Origin of the sequence: uncultured Roseibium sp., assembly GCF_947496995.1 — a bacterium.
Classification (GTDB): domain Bacteria; phylum Pseudomonadota; class Alphaproteobacteria; order Rhizobiales; family Stappiaceae; genus Roseibium.
On record NZ_CANMFD010000004.1, the window covers coordinates 210,061 to 226,448 of the forward strand.

The 16,388-nt window shown below is 59.8% G+C and carries 14 protein-coding genes and 1 riboswitch; of the genes, 8 read left to right on the forward strand and 6 right to left on the reverse strand.

All coding sequences use genetic code 11. From position 1 onward, the window contains the following. Positions 1-20 precede the first annotated feature (20 nt). From Q1B40_RS17005 to Q1B40_RS17015, 3 genes are all read left to right on the forward strand, one after another. A complete protein-coding gene (locus Q1B40_RS17005) occupies positions 21-995 on the forward strand; it encodes a TAXI family TRAP transporter solute-binding subunit (protein ID WP_299816950.1) in 975 nt (324 codons plus the stop codon). 146 nt (positions 996-1,141) lie between these two features. Beyond that, the gene (locus Q1B40_RS17010; protein ID WP_299816952.1) at positions 1,142-1,630 is read left to right on the forward strand and encodes a LysM peptidoglycan-binding domain-containing protein; all 489 of its coding nucleotides are present in this window, start codon (positions 1,142-1,144) and stop codon (positions 1,628-1,630) included. Between the two features lie 48 nt (positions 1,631-1,678). Then, the gene (locus Q1B40_RS17015; protein ID WP_299816954.1) at positions 1,679-2,059 is read left to right on the forward strand and encodes a cupin domain-containing protein; all 381 of its coding nucleotides are present in this window, start codon (positions 1,679-1,681) and stop codon (positions 2,057-2,059) included. Positions 2,060-2,121: 62 nt separating this feature from the next. On the opposite strand, the gene rpsD is transcribed toward Q1B40_RS17015, so the two are convergent. Continuing rightward, on the reverse strand, positions 2,122-2,739 hold the full coding sequence (gene rpsD / locus Q1B40_RS17020) for a 30S ribosomal protein S4 (protein ID WP_299816956.1): 618 nt from the start codon (positions 2,737-2,739) through the stop codon (positions 2,122-2,124). A 547-nt stretch (positions 2,740-3,286) separates the two neighbouring features. Between rpsD and Q1B40_RS17025 the strand changes: the two genes are divergently transcribed. Then, a complete protein-coding gene (locus Q1B40_RS17025; RefSeq protein WP_299816958.1) occupies positions 3,287-5,017 on the forward strand; it encodes an EAL domain-containing protein in 1,731 nt (576 codons plus the stop codon). On the opposite strand, the gene murI is transcribed toward Q1B40_RS17025, so the two are convergent. Together murI and Q1B40_RS17035 are read right to left on the reverse strand one after the other, a co-directional pair. After that, positions 4,998-5,840: a glutamate racemase gene (gene murI, locus Q1B40_RS17030; protein ID WP_299816960.1), complete on the reverse strand. Its 843-nt coding sequence runs from the start codon at positions 5,838-5,840 to the stop codon at positions 4,998-5,000. The genes Q1B40_RS17025 and murI overlap by 20 nt on opposite strands. Beyond that, positions 5,830-6,642 (reverse strand): RNA methyltransferase, encoded by an 813-nt coding sequence (locus Q1B40_RS17035; RefSeq protein ID WP_299816962.1) that lies wholly within the window; start codon positions 6,640-6,642, stop codon positions 5,830-5,832. Before Q1B40_RS17035 ends, murI begins: the two co-directional genes overlap by 11 nt. Positions 6,643-6,853: 211 nt before the next feature. Here Q1B40_RS17035 and Q1B40_RS17040 point away from each other — a divergent pair, with 211 nt between their 5' ends. Further along, the gene (locus tag Q1B40_RS17040) at positions 6,854-7,294 is read left to right on the forward strand and encodes a DUF2267 domain-containing protein (RefSeq protein ID WP_299816964.1); all 441 of its coding nucleotides are present in this window, start codon (positions 6,854-6,856) and stop codon (positions 7,292-7,294) included. 194 nt (positions 7,295-7,488) lie between these two features. Beyond that, a complete protein-coding gene (locus tag Q1B40_RS17045) occupies positions 7,489-9,705 on the forward strand; it encodes an NADP-dependent isocitrate dehydrogenase (protein ID WP_299816966.1) in 2,217 nt (738 codons plus the stop codon). Between the two features lie 228 nt (positions 9,706-9,933). Here Q1B40_RS17045 and Q1B40_RS17050 read toward each other — a convergent pair whose 3' ends face one another. The 3 genes from Q1B40_RS17050 to Q1B40_RS17060 all read right to left on the reverse strand — a co-directional run bounded on the left by Q1B40_RS17050 (position 9,934) and on the right by Q1B40_RS17060 (position 13,757). Then, complete coding sequence (locus Q1B40_RS17050; RefSeq protein WP_299816968.1) at positions 9,934-11,088, reverse strand: IS4 family transposase; 1,155 nt, start codon at positions 11,086-11,088, stop codon at positions 9,934-9,936. A gap of 255 nt (positions 11,089-11,343) precedes the next feature. Next, entirely contained in the window at positions 11,344-12,024 is a 681-nt protein-coding gene (locus tag Q1B40_RS17055; RefSeq protein WP_299816970.1) for an energy-coupling factor ABC transporter permease, read from the reverse strand. A 55-nt stretch (positions 12,025-12,079) separates the two neighbouring features. Next, a riboswitch (cobalamin riboswitch) is annotated at positions 12,080-12,292 on the reverse strand. A gap of 67 nt (positions 12,293-12,359) precedes the next feature. Next, the gene (locus Q1B40_RS17060) at positions 12,360-13,757 is read right to left on the reverse strand and encodes an MFS transporter (RefSeq protein WP_299816972.1); all 1,398 of its coding nucleotides are present in this window, start codon (positions 13,755-13,757) and stop codon (positions 12,360-12,362) included. A 171-nt stretch (positions 13,758-13,928) separates the two neighbouring features. On the opposite strand from Q1B40_RS17060, the gene Q1B40_RS17065 reads away from it, so the two are divergent. Both Q1B40_RS17065 and Q1B40_RS17070 read left to right on the forward strand, forming a co-directional pair. Then, positions 13,929-14,399: an Rrf2 family transcriptional regulator gene (locus Q1B40_RS17065; RefSeq protein ID WP_299816974.1), complete on the forward strand. Its 471-nt coding sequence runs from the start codon at positions 13,929-13,931 to the stop codon at positions 14,397-14,399. Positions 14,400-14,735: 336 nt separating this feature from the next. Continuing rightward, positions 14,736-15,953: an NADP-dependent isocitrate dehydrogenase gene (locus Q1B40_RS17070; protein WP_299816977.1), complete on the forward strand. Its 1,218-nt coding sequence runs from the start codon at positions 14,736-14,738 to the stop codon at positions 15,951-15,953. Positions 15,954-16,388 lie beyond the last annotated feature (435 nt).

Below are 16,388 nucleotides of genomic sequence, written 5' to 3' on the forward strand. Positions count from 1 at the left end.
TTATAAAAAGGGAGGAAGAAATGAAACGACTGGCATATGCGGCCCTGGCGGCCCTTGTGACAACAGGCGCCGCCTCGGCGCAGGACACCACGCTCAAGATGCAGACAATCGAGCCCAGCCTGGGTCAGGCGATCACCATGGCGACCTTCGCCAATCTGGTGACGGACAAGCTCGACGATATCGCCATCGAAGTTGCCGGCGGCGGCGCGGCGACGCTTCACCAGATGGAGACCGCTCGCGGCAATCTCGACATGTTCATGACCTCGCCGACCATCCACATCCTGATGTCGAAGGGCATCGCCATGTACAAGAACGAGCCCGAAGCTCCGGAGCTCGCCAAGAATGTCCAGGTGCTGATGTGGTTCCCCTACGGCGAATATCATTTCGCCGTCAGAGGCGACAGCGATATCACGACGCTTGATGACATCGAGGGCGCAACGGTGTTTCTCGGCCCCCAGGGCGGCGGTGCCTATAACGCCGCCAAGGGCTGGGTCGAGGCCACGACGGGCCTTGTCGCGGGCGAGGACTACGATGCCATCAAGGCCAACTGGGCAACCGGGTTCCAGTCGTTTCTCGACGGCAAGGTCGATGTCTATGTGAACGGTTGCATCGACCCATGCCAGCAGTTCATCCAGTTCACCGAAACGGAGAAAATCCGCTTCATCGGCCCGGAAGACCATGAAGGCGAAGCGGTCGACAAGTTCCTCGGCAAGTTCCGCAAGCGGGCCGAAATCCCCGCAGGTCTCTACGAGAACCAGGTCAATGACGGCCCGGTGATGTCGAATGACACCGCCGTCGGCATCGGCGTTCGCGCCGACCTCGACGAGGACCTCGTCTACCGGATCACCAAGACGTTCTGGGAAAATCTCGACGGCATCACCACGGACGCGCCCTGGGCAAAGGCTTTGTCCCCGGAGTTTGCCGCACAGCAGCTCGGCACCGCGCAATTTCATCCCGGTGCGGCACGCTACTACAAGGAAATCGGCGTGCAATAAGCCGAGCCAAGCCCTGGTGGTCACGCTCCCGCCAGGGTCCCTTCCCCGAGGCCCGGCCATCAAACATCTGCCTAAAAGTTGTGTTGATCTTATTTCGCGCCCAAGGCGCGAAGTATTTTCAATAGATCTTTTTGGAGTTTTTTCAGATGACCGTTACGCTCGATATCCAGCAGCCCCAGCCGTTTGATCTTGTCGGCTCGACAATTCTTATTTCCGGAAACGCGGTGGCCTTTGAAGGCACTTTGAGCATTCGCGTATCCGAGGGCCACGACGAATACTCATCCTTTGCAAACGTTGGTTCTCTCGCGCTCAGGCAATTTCAGGGCTCGATCGACATTCCGGACAACAACAGTTTCCAGCTCAACCGGCTATTCCTGACGCTTGCCGACGACAGCGGCAACGAAAACGGGCCTTCCGTCGTCATCCCGGTCCTCTTCGGTCCGAAAATTCTGCCGGGTTATGGTGGCTGGCGGCCCTATACGGTGAAGCCGGGCGACACGCTCACCAAGATCGCACAGCAGGAATACGGCAATTCCGACTTTCAGCCGATCTTCCAGGCCAACCAGCACATATTGAACGACCCGAACCTTATCTTCCCCGGTCAGTTGCTCCGGATCCCCAGGAACGATATCTGATAGAGGGGCCCTTTCAGGGCTAGACCGATACGCTAAGGGAAACAGGGAATGCCACCGGAAAAACTCAACATCGTCGCGTCCGCGGACGCTCAGATCTCGCAGGTTTTCGATCCGCATATCGTCGGCGCGGTGAACGAATCCTATGTGAAAGTCGCGAAATTCGGCGATGTATTCGACTGGCATTCCCATGAAAACGAAGACGAGGGCTTTCTCGTTCTTCGCGGCCGCATCGCCATCGATTTTCGCGACGGGTCGGTAGAACTCGGCGAAGGCGATTTCATGGTGGTTCCCAGAACCGTTGAACATCGTCCCAGATCGCTGACCGACAAGCCGGTGGTGGTGATGTTCGAACCTGCGACGACACTGAATACCGGAGACGCGGAGAGCGACCTGACGGTTCACGACCTGAAACGCCTTCACCCCTTGTGACCACAAATAAAAAAGGCCCGCCGGATTGGCGGGCCTTTTCGTAATCTGTATTCGGCGGTTGATTACCGCGAATAGAACTCGACCACCAGGTTCGGTTCCATCTGTACCGGGTAAGGCACATCGGAGAAGCCCGGAACGCGGGTGTAGGTCGCGGTCATTTTCGAATGGTCCACGTCGATGTAATCGGGAACATCGCGCTCTGCGGACTGAACTGCTTCCAGAACCAGCGCAAGTTGCTTGGACTTTTCACGAACTTCGATCAGGTCGCCAGGACGTACCTGGTAGCTCGCGATGTTGACGCGCTTGCCGTTGACCTTGATGTGGCCGTGGTTGATGAACTGACGGGCAGCAAACACGGTCGGAACGAACTTGGCGCGATAGACGATCGCGTCGAGACGGCGCTCCAGCAGACCGATCAGGTTTTCGGACGTATCGCCCTTCTGACGGGATGCGTCGGAATAGACCTTGCGGAACTGCTTCTCGGTGATGTTGCCGTAATAGCCTTTCAGCTTCTGCTTTGCGCGGAGCTGAACACCGAAGTCGGACAGTTTGCCCTTGCGGCGCTGGCCGTGCTGACCCGGGCCGTATTCACGCTTGTTGGCCGGGCTCTTCGGACGACCCCAGATGTTTTCGCCCATCCGGCGGTCGATTTTGTACTTAACGCTGTGGCGCTTTGACATCGCGGTTTCCTTTGAGTTCGCGTTGTTTTTCTATAAAGGAAACGCGCCCTCCTTTATCCCGGCGCCCGCATTGAACGGACTGTGGGATCGACAGGGACCCAGCAAGACGGCGCCGGCTGGATGCCCACGGGTGCGTAAATCCGGAAGACAAAAGCCTGCCGGACCGCGCGGAGATACAAGCCGCTCCCTCAAATGTCAATGCTGGAGGGACGTCAGTGTCGGGAAACCGAACTTTTTTTCGGGATTTGCGGATAGTCGTACCCGCTTTTAACCGCCGGTTGCCGTTGGTTTTCGCTCATCTCGCCGCATTCGGGAACATTTTGCCCAAAAACAATGTATAAATTTAGACTTTTTTAATTGCGGCTTTTCACTATGCAATCGCTGTTGCAACCATAGCTAATTATAACAATTAGACCGTCTGCACGAAATCCCATTACACGATCGAAATTTCAACTTACAGACCTTCTTTACAAGGATCGACATGTCAGCTCATCGTATTTCAGCCCAGGAGACTGGTGTCTTCAGCCTGGCCCCTCCTGGCGTTCCAATGAGCTTCATGCAGGAGAAGCTGGAATACGCGCTTCAGCCTGTGGCCGATATCGGAACCGGCGTTGTCTATGGCTACGAGGCCCGGCTTCTCAACTTCGATCTGTGCGGCGCAGCCTCGCCCGGCGACCTGTTTGACCGCGCCTGCTCAGAAGGGTTCCTGCCGCAACTGGAAACCGCACTCCTGCGCAAGGCTCTGGAACAGTTCAGTGGCCTCAACATCGCCCAGGATTCCAAGCTCTACTTCAAGCTGGATTCGCGTGACCTCGGCGAGGAGAACGACCCGCGCATGCAACTGGCGGATCAGGTGCGCGAGGCCGGCCTTGAACCGAATCAGATCTGCCTGGAATTTTCCGAGCGCCACCGTCAGACGTTCGACGACGTCACCCATCATGCCATCAGCCGTCTCAGACAACTCGGGTTCCTGGTCGTACTGGACGATTTCGGACGCGGGTCTTCCGAGTTGCGCCTTCTGCATGACCTGTCGCCGGACTTCGTCAAGATCGACCGGTTTTTCCTGAACGGCATCGACAGCGATCCGCGGCGCAAACTGTTCGTCACCACTGTCACCAATCTCGCCCATGTGCTTGGCGCGCGGGTGATCGCCGAGGGCGTGGAAACAGAGCGCGAATTCAAGGCCTGCCGGGACGCGGGATGCGACCTTCTCCAGGGCGAATTCGTCGCCAGTCCCATCCGGAACGCCTCGCGGGCAAAGCTCTTTTACGATCATATCCGCCCGGCCGGGTCGGGCCGCAAGCGGCGCGACGAGCAGGAACGCATCCGCAACGAACTTCTGGCTCTGCCAACCATCCAGTTCGGCGCGTCCATGAACGAACTGCTCGACATGGTCGTGCATAACCAGGAAGCCAACGTCGTCCCGGTGCTGGATTCCAACAGGGAACCGCGCGGGCTCATCCACGAGCGCGATCTGAAAGCCTATCTGTACGCGGGCGCTCCGGAGGACGAGGATACAAGAGCCGCGCTGGACTTCCCGCTTCGTTCCTTTGTCCGGGCCTGCCCGGTCGCCGATATCGATTCCAACGCGGACATGCTCCTGGTGACCTTTGCCTCTTCGATCAATTCGGACGGCATCATCATCACCGAGAATTTCCGCTATTGCGGTTTTCTCTCAGCAACGTCGCTCCTGAAGATCATCCACGAAAAGCGCCTGCAGGAAGCGCAGGACCAGAACCCCCTCACCCGGCTTCCGGGGAACGGCGCCATCATGCGCTTCATCTCGCAGACCGCGGGCAAGGGATCGAAGGTCCGGCACATGTGTTACCTGGACTTCGACAACTTCAAACCCTTCAACGATACCTACGGCTATCGTCAGGGCGACCGGGCCATCATCCTGTTCAGCGAGCTTCTGCAGCGCCATATTTCCGGAAAAGGCACCTTTGTGGGGCATCTGGGCGGGGACGACTTTTTCGCCGGCTTCTCGAATACTGACCAGACGGATGTCGCTGCAAAACTGCTCACCCTCCAGCGCGCCTTCCGCGTGAATGTGGAAAGCTTCTACGAGCCGGAGCATCGCGAGCAAGGGTATATCGAGGCCCAGGACCGGTTCGGCACCACCCGCCGGTTTCCACTGCTCCAGTGCTCCATTTCCATATTGACCCTGCCGCGGAACACGACCTTGCATCCGGATCAGCTCAACGACGAGATCTGGAACCTGAAACGGGCCGCCAAACGCTCCGATGACGGCCTGGCGGTCAAGTGCCTTGCGGCCTGACGCTCCGGTCATGTGTCAGAACCAGCCCGAACCCGGCCAGAAGCCTTTCCAGCACCGGGTCCTTTGGTGAGGACGTGAAGACGGCGCTGTCCGGTGCCTGCACCGGTCCTTCCGCCGCCGTACTGCCCAGAACCCGCACGAGTTGCCGCGCAATGGCTTCCGCCGGATCCAGCCAGTCGACCGGCCAGGGCGCGATCTTGCGGAAACGGTTGGCCAGCAGCGGATAATGCGTGCAGGCCAGCACGACGATATCGGTGCGCTGCCCGTCCCGCTCAACGAAACAGTCCGAGATTTCCGCCAGCAGATCCTCGTCTGAAACCATGTCGCCGCGCATATGGTGTTCCGCCAGTTCCGCCAGCGTGTCGGACCCCACCAAGCGCACGTGACACTGGCCGGCAAAACTGTCGATCAGGCCCCGTGTGTAGGCCCGGCGCACTGTGCCCGGAGTTGCCAGGACGGAAATCAGACCTGAGGACGTCCGCTCCGCCGCCGGCTTGATCGCCGGAACCGTGCCGACAAAGGGCAACTGCGGATGCGCCTTGCGCAAAGCATCGCCGACAAGGGTAAAGGCCGTGTTGCAGGCGATGACGACCGCCTTGGGGCGATGGGCAACAATGAGGTCGTCGAAAAGCGACAGGAGCCGCGCCTTGAGATCGGCTTCGGGCCACCGCCCGATCGGAAAAGCCGCATCGTCGGCGACATAAAGCAGACGCTCGTAAGGCAAGAGATAGCGGGCCTCGCGCAGGACCGTCAGGCCGCCAAGCCCGGAATCGAAGAAGAGAACCGGTCCGGCCGGTATCGCGAGTTGCGCCTCATTCTTCACTTTTTTTCCGGCCTCGCTTCTTGGGCGGCCGCGTTGCGCGCTTTTCCAGTGCGGCGACCACGCCGCGCAGCGAGCGCACTTCCTGGTCGGTCAGTTGCGCCTTCTGGAAGATGTTGCGCAGGGTCAGAACCATATGAGGGCGCCGCTCGGGCGGACGGAAGAAGGTCGCCGCATCCAGGGCGCCTTCGAGATGCTCGAAGAAGCGAACGATCTCGTCCTTGTTTGCCGGAGGATGCACTTCTTCCGACAACAGAAAGGGCAGCGCGCCGGAAGTTGCCTGCTTGCGCCACTCGTAGGCACACACCAGCACGGCCTGAGCGATGTTCAGGGAGGCGAAATCCGGATCGACAGGCAAAGTGACGATTTCGTCGGCCAGGGCGATCTCGTCATTGTTGAGCCCCCAGCGTTCCCGCCCGAACAGATACCCCGTGGCGTGCGCGTTTTCACCCAGTTGCACGGATTTGGCCGCGGCTTCGTCCGGCCCGCGCACCGGCTTGGACACCTCGCGCGAGCGTGCGGTCGTCGCGTAGACGAACTGCAGATCGGCAATCGCCGCCTCGACACTGTCGAACACTTGCACGTTATCGATGACATGATCCGCCCGGGCCGCGGCAGCGCGCGCGCTGTCGCTTGGCCAGCCGTCGCGCGGGTTGACGATCCTGAGGTCGACCAGTCCGAAATTCGCCATGGCCCGCGCCGCTGTGCCGATGTTCTCGCCAAGCTGCGGCTCGCACAGGATCACCGCCGGCGGTTTCGCCGTCACATTGCGGGCTTCATCCCTGATTTTCACGTTCTTGCTCATAGGGGCGGGATTTAGCGGTTTCTTGGAAAAATGGAAAGCTGGTTGAAACCGTTTTTCCCGGGACCAAAGCGTGACGGGACCCGGCGGCACTTTTCGGAACAACAACCGGTAGACAACTTTAACGGGTTGATTCTTTTGAGAAAAATCATGACGGCGAGCGGTGATACGGGTACTAATTGATAAAAATAACAATGAGAATCATGAAGTCACCATGCCGATGCCGCAAACCTATTTTCACGCTTCCCTGGATTTCGACGCTTTCCTTCAGGATGTGCGTGACACCTGCATACTGCAGACACATCATCAGGCCTACCATACCCTGCGCGCCGTTCTGCACACCTTCCGCGCCCACCTGACCACCTCCCAGGCGCTTGAATTTGCAAACATCCTGCCGGCTGTCACCCGGGCAATTTTCGTCGAGGACTGGGTCGAGGATTGGCAGCCCGGTGAAACGCCGCCGCCCTTTCCGGACCGCAATTCGCTGACGCGCAAGGTCAAATCCGTGCGCCAGGACCATAATATGGCGCCGGACAGCGCGATATCAGATGTCGCCAAAGCCCTGAGACGGTCCTCGGTCGATGAAAGGCAGCTGGATCGCGTGCTCGCAAGACTGCCGGAAGGCGCGGTCGATTTCTGGACGCCCCGCCTCTGAACCCCGCCCTCGGGCTTCCTTCCGATTGCCTTTTCCTCAGCCTTTGCTAGAACTCCCCGGGACAGGCCGTCTCCGCCTTCCGGAGGGCTGGCAATTGATTGCGTACAATTGTATACGCATTTCGAAATTCCATCGGAGCACGCGATTTCCGCTCCACAGGATAACGTACCTAACGCTAAGGAAATGGAAGAGTCATGGCCGACATCATCTACACCAGGGTCGACGAGGCACCGGAACTGGCAAGCGCCTCATTCCTGCCGATCATCCGCTCCTTCACCAAGGCAGCCGGCCTGACCATCGGCACGAAGGACATTTCCCTTGCCGGCCGTATCCTCGCAAATTTCCCGGAGTATCTGAGCGCAGACCAGAAACAGCCGGACGACCTGGCCGAGCTTGGCAATCTGGTCAAGCAGCCGGAAGCGAACGTCATCAAGCTGCCGAACATTTCCGCTTCCCAGCCGCAGCTCAACGCCGCGATCAAGGAGTTGCAGGCTCAGGGCTACAAACTTCCGGATTATCCTTCCGAGCCGAAGACGGACGAGGAAAAGACCGTCAAGGCGAAATACGACGCCATCAAGGGCTCCGCCGTGAACCCGGTCCTGCGCGAGGGCAACTCCGACCGCCGCGCACCGAAGGCCGTCAAGGAATATGCCCGCAAGAACCCGCACCGCATGGGTGCGTGGCAGCCCTCCTCCAAGACGCATGTCGCCACGATGGACGCGAACGATTTCCGCGCCAACGAAAAGTCCGTGACCGTTCCGGCCGCTTCCGCCGGCACCGCGAAGATCGAATTCGTCGCGGCCGACGGTGCCGCCACGACGCTCAAGGGTGACTGGCCGCTGGAAGAAGGCGATGTCATCGACGCCACCTTCCTGAGCGTCAGGGCGCTGGACGCGTTTCTGGCCAGGGAAATCCGCGATGCCAAGGATCAGGGCATCCTGTTCTCCCTGCATTTGAAGGCCACCATGATGAAGGTCTCCGACCCGATCATCTTCGGCCATTGCGTCAGGGTTTTCCTGAAGGACGTTTTTGACAAGCATGCGGCCACCTTTGCCGAACTCGGCGTCAATCCGGATCTCGGCATCGGCGATCTGGAAGCCAAGGTAGCCACCCTGCCGGCCGTCAAGGCGACGGAAATCCAGGCCGATATCAAGAATGCGCTCGACAACGGGCCGGCCTTGTACATGGTGAACTCCGACAAGGGTCTCACCAACCTGCATGTCTCTTCCGATGTCATCATCGATGCATCCATGCCTGCCCTGATCCGCGCCGGTGGCAAGGGCTGGGGCCCGGACGGCAAGGAAGCCGACGCGAAATGCGTGATCCCGGACAGTTCCTATGCGGGCGTCTATTCGGCGGTGATCGACTTCTGCCGCGAAAACGGCGCCCTGGATCCGGCAAAGATGGGCACCGTGCCGAATGTCGGCCTGATGGCCCAGAAGGCCGAGGAATACGGGTCTCATCCGCAGACCTTCAAGGCACCGGCGAACGGCACCATCCGCATCGTCGACCAGGCCGGCAACACCCTGATCGAGCATTCGGTCGAAGAAGGCGACATCTGGCGCGCCTGCCGCACCAAGGACGCGCCGATCCGTGACTGGGTCAAGCTCGGTGTTACGCGGGCCCGCCTGTCGGGCATGCCGGGCATTTTCTGGCTGGACAAGGACCGCGCCCATGACGCGGAGCTGATCAGGAAGGTCGAAGCCTACCTGCCGGACCACGACACGAACGGTCTCGACCTGAAGATCATGGCGCCGCAAGACGCCGCAAGGTTCACCACCGAGCGGATCGCCCGCGGTGAAGACACGATTTCCATCACCGGCAACGTCTTGCGCGACTACCTGACGGACCTCTATCCGATCCTGGAAGTCGGCACCTCAGCCAAGATGCTTTCCATCGTACCGCTGATGAACGGCGGCGGCCTGTTCGAGACCGGTGCCGGCGGTTCGGCCCCCAAGCACGTTCAGCAGCTCATGGAGGAAAATTACCTCCGCTGGGATTCGCTGGGTGAATTCTGCGCCCTCGGCGCCTCGCTGGAGCACCTTGCCAACGCCAAGGGCAACACCAAGGCGGCAATCCTTGCCGAAACCTTGGACAGCGCGGTTGAAAAGCTGCTCGACAATGACAAGTCCCCGTCCCGCAAGGTTGGCGGGCTGGACAACCGTGGCAGCCATTTCTATGTGGCGCTCTACTGGGCCCAGGCCCTGGCGGCCCAGGACAAGGACGCGGACCTGAAAGCCCAGTTCACACCGGTTGCCGAGGCGCTGACCTCCAACGAGGATGCCATTGTCGCCGAGCTGAACGGCGTTCAGGGCGGACCGGCCGATACCGGCGGCTATTATCACGCCCCGCAGGCCAAGGTCGACGCCGTCATGCGTCCGAGTGCGACGCTGAACGGCATCATCGGCTGATCCGCCAAAAGATAGCAAACGACAAAAGGGCGGCCCAGGGGCCGCCCTTTACACTTCTGAGACAGGCAATCTTCCCGCTCGTCCTCCCTCACCTGCCCAAAAACATTTCTTCTTCGTCAAACCATGGCTTGACCATGGCATCCACGCCGCTTCGTTGCCACGCAGGGCAGCCTGTCCTGACCGGATGTCACGGCATGGATTGCAGGGGCAAGCCCACTGCTGTCCGGTTTAAATTGGATTAAGGTTTAGGGTCATCTGCCTTGTGTCTGTTTCCGGTGGTGGTTTGTGAGTGTTTAGTGCGTTGATTGTGCGTCGATGCATGAGGTTGAGGCGAACAAGGCGTGCGAAGGCGAGTGGTTGCTTGACTGCGGTCTGGGTCGCCTGAGCGGCTCTCAGCAGGATATAGGCGATCAAGGCGATGAAGATCTGGATGCGTACGGCATTCTCGGACGTTCCGAGGAAATGCCGGATCTTCAGGTTCTGCTTGATCCACTTGAAGAACAGCTCGATTTGCCAGCGTTGTTTGTAGAGATCGGCGATTTCGTCGGCCGGTGCGTCCAGGTCGTTGGTGACAAGCCGGATGGTTTTGCCTGTTGAGATCCGTACGGTGATCTCACGGACGGGATCGTCGAAGGGATTGCGGCGCGACCGGGCCAAGCGCTGTGGGAGCAACCCGATGCGGTCGGAAAGGATGTTGCTGCTTGCGGGCACATCCCGTTCTGCGCTGACCTGAAGGTTTGTGTTGGTCTTCAACCGGGAAACGAACCGGCATCCATTCGCGTCGAGCTTCTTCCACCAAGCGTAATCGTAATAGCCGAGATCGAACACATAGGTCATCCCCGGCTCGATCTCCATGTCTTTGGCAGGGAGAACATCGTGAACCCTTTGACCGGTTACAGTGGTCTCCAGCGCGGTGTCAGCATACGGATCGTAAGTGACATGCAGCTTGATGGCCCGATGGCCGCTTACTGTATCGGCCCAACCTGTCCCGGCCGAAGACAAGCGGATCCGACTGGCATCGAGGATGCGCACGGCATCTGCCAGGTGCCTGCGTGTTCGCCGACTGGCGGCAGCAGCCATAAAGGCGAAGAGCTCAGCATAGAGTGCGGCCGGCCGCCGGGCATTGGCGTCAGCCAGTGTCGTCCTGGCCACGCAGTTGCCACCCGCATGATAAAGCCGGGCGGATTGGCTCATCAGACCGGTCTCAATCTCCCTGAGGCTCTGCGCGCCTGCAAGCTGGCCGAACAAAAGGGCCAGAAACTGGGTCTTCGTCGTCAAACGGCGGACGCGGTGGTCCGCTTTATGCTCATCCACAAGGCGATTGAACTCGCCCCAAGGAACATGCTTCAGCACTTGATGAAAAACGCTATTGTGATGGCGCATGACATTGATCCTCTGTTCGTGTCTCAAACGCGGCCAAACGTCTGAAGCCGAGTAGAATCAATGTCATGCGCTCTGTCTAGATTTTTAAACCGGACAGCAGTGGGGCAAGCCCTGCAATGACGAAGCGCTTTCGAGAATTACAGTCCTCAAGTCAGCACTGCGCTCAACAGAGTTGATGGCGACTTGAAGGTTTGTCATCAAACAAAAGGGCGGCTCGATGGCCGCCCTTTCCGGTATCAGTAAAAGTGTTGCGCCTTAAGCGGCTGCCTCGTGCAGGCGGCTGTTGAAAGCGATGTTCCTGGTGAACGGCGCCAGCGTCTTGGCTGCGGCCAGAACGGCAAGGTCCGCCAGCGGCTCGCCGATAACAACCAGCATGTAGGCCGCACCGAAGGATCCGATCGAGACCATGTTTTCCGCACCGAAGCCCTGGCCGTAGAAAGCCCAGAACGCCACCCAGGCAACGATGCCGCCCTGGTAGGTGGTGGAAAGGGCCAGGGCCTGGGCGTAGGTCACGTCCACATAGGCGGTCTTCTGCGCAATCAGCTTTTTCGCAACGACGCCAACGGCCCAGAGCGGCACGATCAACGTGGTGACGTTCATGCCGTATTGCGGCAGGTCGAACGGTGCGAACAGCATGCCCTGCAGCAGCAGGCCCAAGGCAAGACCGATGGCGGCCGGTCCGGCTCCGAACATCAGGAACAGCGTCGAGCCGAGGACGAAGTGTACTTCCGAAACGCCAACCGGATAATGCGGCAGCAGTTCGAAGAAGGAGAACACCAGAAGCGTGGTGATGAGCGAGCGCACGGCGAGGCTTGCCACGCCGCTCTTGCGGATGGTGTCGAGCGCCAGTTTGCCCAGAAGGCCGAAGGATGCCGCGGCCGTGCCGTAGCTGAGAACGATTTTGGCGCCGTCAACGATGCCGGGTTCGATATGCATGTCTTGTCTCCTTTGCGCACCCTCCGTGCGCGAACAGGGTTTCTGATTGGCTTTTCGCAAAAAACCGTCGGATGGCAGGTCTCCTGGCTCACGGGTCTCAGCTCCGCCCGCCTTCCCGGCCAAAAGGCCAGTGGCTGAAGGGCATCGCTCACCGCTTACAGTTGCGGGGGCAGCCACGGTATTGGTCCCTGTTGGGTACGCCGCACCGTGTTCCCATTTCATCCGCCGTCACGCTTGTTCAGGCAGAACCATCTCACCGGGTAGATTTGCAGCGATTGCCGAAGGACTGCAAGCGAATTCTCGTCGTTTGCCGTCGTGGGGTGTCCGTCGTCCGATTATGTCAACCGGCCGCCCTGCGATTTCATCGCAAGGACGGCAGTAAGCGTCAGGAGAAGAAAGACCCCGGCCGGATAGAGCAACGCCGCCCGCGCCGCCGCCAGATAGGCGGACGGGGACGAGGATGCTCCGAGAACGTAAAAGAAAATCTGCCCCTGCAAAGCGATCCCGAGGGCAATGCCAATCTGCTGGAAGGCCTGCAGCACGCCCGACCCTGCCCCCGCATCCGGACCGGAGACGCGCGCGAGAATACTCTGGAACAGGGCAGCGATGGCCACTCCGGTGCCAAGTCCGACAGTCAACAGCGGCAGAAGAAAGTCTCCCCCGGCCAGCAGCGTGCCAACGGTTGCAAGCCGTACGGACACCATGCCCAGGAACAGAATGAAAATGCCGATAGCGACCCGCTGACCGGGCGTGCGGCCGCCGAGCCGGGCGCTCAGATAGGATCCGATCATCACACCCACCGGATGCGGTGCAAGAGCTATCCCGGCCGCGAGAGGCGACAGGCCGAGGCCGGATTGCAGGAAGATCGCAAGAACGAAAAACACACCGGCCAGTCCCGAAAAGAAAGCGCAGACGGTCGCCAGCCCGTAAACGAACATCCGGTCCGACAGGAGAACGGTCGGCAAAAGCTGCGCCAGGCCCGCCGCCGCCCGGCGCGCCTGCAGCTTCAGGAACAGGCCTCCCAGACCCGCCGAAAGGGCCATAAGCGCAAAGCACCACAGCGGCCAGCCGAACTGGCGTCCCTCGACCAGAGGGAAAACAAAACCGGCGATCGCCATCGCGAACAGGATCGTGCCGGCCCAGTCGGAGGTGACACGCTCCCCTGCACGGATCTTCGGGACGAACCGCCAGGCTCCATAAAGCGAGAACATACCGACCGGGATATTTATCAGGAAGATAGGCCGCCAGCCGAGCCCGGCGATATCGGCCGATACGATCACGCCGCCGACCAGCGGCCCCGCCACCGCTCCGAGCGCACTTATCGTCCCGAAAAGGGCGATGGCTTTGCCTCGCTCCTCTTCGGGAAAGATCACACGCATGATAGCAAGCACCTGCGGCACCATCATCGCGGCAGCTACCCCTTGGACGGCACGGCTGACGACGAGGCTACCGATATCCGGAGCAAGTCCACAGGCAAGCGAACTCAGGCTGAAACCGGCAACGCCCCACATGAATACCCGCTCGCGGCCGATCACATCGCCAAACCGGCCGAAGGGCAGAAGCCCCGCAGCAAATGTGAGGACATAGATGACGAGCACCCATTCCAGGTCTGTCGCGGAAGCGTCAAGCCCCTCCCGGATCGAGGGAAGCGCGAGATTGACGGCACTCACATCCAGAATATTCATGAACATGGCGAGATAAAGCGCGGCCAGGACCGCCCGGCGCCTCTGCATCCCCTCACCTTTTTTCGCAACCGCTGGCATCGTTCCGGCGACTCCCTTATCGAAAATCAAAGCATTTCGTTACTTATAAAGTAACAAATTTTTATCTGTCAATCTTTTGTATCTCTGTTTGTAACGTGAGCGGACATACCTTATCCTCGCGGCAACAGCGGAGATCAGAAAATGCGCACCGACAGCCGTCTGCCGCGCGTGCTTCACGTGCTTTTGCATCTGGAGCAAGCGGAAGAGCCGTTAACGTCAGAGCAGATCGGAAAGATGCTCAACACCAACCCGTCGCTGGTCCGGCGGACAATGGCAGGCATGCGTGAGGTGGGTTTCGTCGGCTCCACAAGGGGGCATGGCGGCGGCTGGGTTCTGGAAAGGCCGCTGAACGAAATTGCCCTTGCCGATGTCTACGCCGCCCTCGGCTCCCCTGAGCTTTTCTCCCTCGGCCGCTCGGCTGACGCCCCCACCTGCTTGCTGGAACGCGCAGCCAACCTGGCCACCGGCAAGGCCCTCGAGGCCGCGCGGGAAACCTTCCAAGCCGAGCTCGAACGGGTGACGGTCGCCGATCTTGTGAGGCCGCATGCGCAGGAGATCCGGGAGCATCAGGAGAAGAGAACCGGCAAGGTTCCCCAAATGGGTGATCAATGAGAAATCCCATCCGGTCCTCTTCGTCAAACCGGACAAATCCAGCCCTTGCTGCACGCAGGTCCGGAAGGACGTCGCAAAAGTTCGATGCTTCCGTGTTCAAATGCCGTTCAAGCAAATGCAGCAACCGGAGAAACTGCATGATGGATCAAATTTCGAGCCCACGGAAGAATTCAGGCTTGATGCTCTCTGTTCACCGGGAACTCCGGCAGATCCACCCCTTGTCTACCTCATTATAATTGTATACAAGCGCACACAATTATAATCTGCTAAAGCACCTCTTCAGAGACATGCGTCTGCACCACCCCATCTTCTAAAAAAACGCGAGGCCGAGTTTCCATGGCAAAGATCAAAGTCGATAATCCGGTTGTCGAACTTGACGGCGACGAGATGACCCGGATCATCTGGCAGTTCATCAAGGACAAGCTGATCCACCCCTATCTCGATATCGATCTGGAATATTACGATCTCTCGATCGAGAAGCGCGACGAGACCGACGACCAGATCACCGTCGACGCGGCCAACGCCATCAAGAAGCACGGCGTCGGCATCAAGTGCGCCACCATCACGCCCGACGAGGCGCGGGTGGAGGAATTCGGCCTTAAGCGCATGTACCGTTCGCCCAACGGCACGATCCGCAACATTCTCGGCGGGGTGATCTTCCGCGAGCCGATCATCATGCAGAACGTCCCGCGGCTGGTGCCGGGCTGGACTCAGCCGATTATCGTCGGCCGTCATGCCTTCGGCGACCAGTACCGCGCCACCGACTTCCGCTTCCCGGGTAAGGGCAAGCTGACCATCACCTTCACCGGCGAGGACGGCGAGGTCATCGAGCACGAGGTCTATGACGCGCCTTCTGCCGGCGTCGCCATGGCGATGTACAATCTTGACGACTCGATCCGCGACTTCGCCCGCGCTTCGCTAAACTACGCCCTGCAGCGCAAGGTGCCGTGTTATCTCTCCACCAAGAACACCATCCTGAAAGCCTATGACGGCCGCTTCAAGGATATCTTCGAGGAGGTCTACGAGGCCGACTTCAAGGACAAATACGCCGAAGCCGGCATCTGGTACGAGCACCGCCTGATCGACGACATGGTCGCCTCCGCATTGAAATGGTCCGGCGGCTACGTCTGGGCCTGCAAGAACTACGATGGCGACGTCCAGTCCGACACGGTGGCCCAGGGCTTCGGCTCGCTCGGCCTGATGACCTCGGTGCTGATGACCCCGGACGGCAAGACGGTGGAAGCGGAAGCCGCCCACGGCACGGTCACCCGCCACTACCGCCAGCACCAACAGGGCGAAAGCACCTCCACGAACTCCATCGCCTCGATCTTCGCCTGGACCCGCGGCCTCGCCCACCGGGCCAAGCTCGACGGCAACGACAAGCTCGCCCGGTTCGCCAAGACCCTGGAAAGCGTCTGCATCAAGACGGTGGAAGCCGGCTACATGACCAAGGACCTCGCCCTTCTGGTCGGCCCGGACCAGTCCTGGATGACCACCACAGGCTTCCTCGACAAGATCGACGAAAACCTGGCAAAGGCAATGAGCGAGCTGTAAGGACGGCAATTGCTGGCACGGGAATCGAAGGACGGTTCCCGGTGCCAGCCGACCTGCAGCAGCCATCCCCCTCGGCTGTCATCAACTCTGTTGAGTGAACCAAGAAGCCAAGTCCCACCCTCAACCGTCACCCCGGCCAAGCGTAGCGCCGAGCCGGGGCCCACTCGTTCGCAGAGCCTCTGTTGGGTATCCCCAAGTCCGCTTCACACACCGCCTTGAGACATACAACGCAGGCCCGAAGCGGGTAGCAACCGCCGACGGACAATCATCCTTGCTTGGCAAGCGGCACCGCGAGTGGGCCCCGGGTCTCCGCTGGGCTGCGCCTGGGGTGACACCCGGTAAAGCTCCTTGGACGGCGCTTCATCTCGCCCGTTTTAGCAATGAGTGCCTTTCGCACATTCAATTGATTCCAACCGATGGCATGTTGTTCTAGGC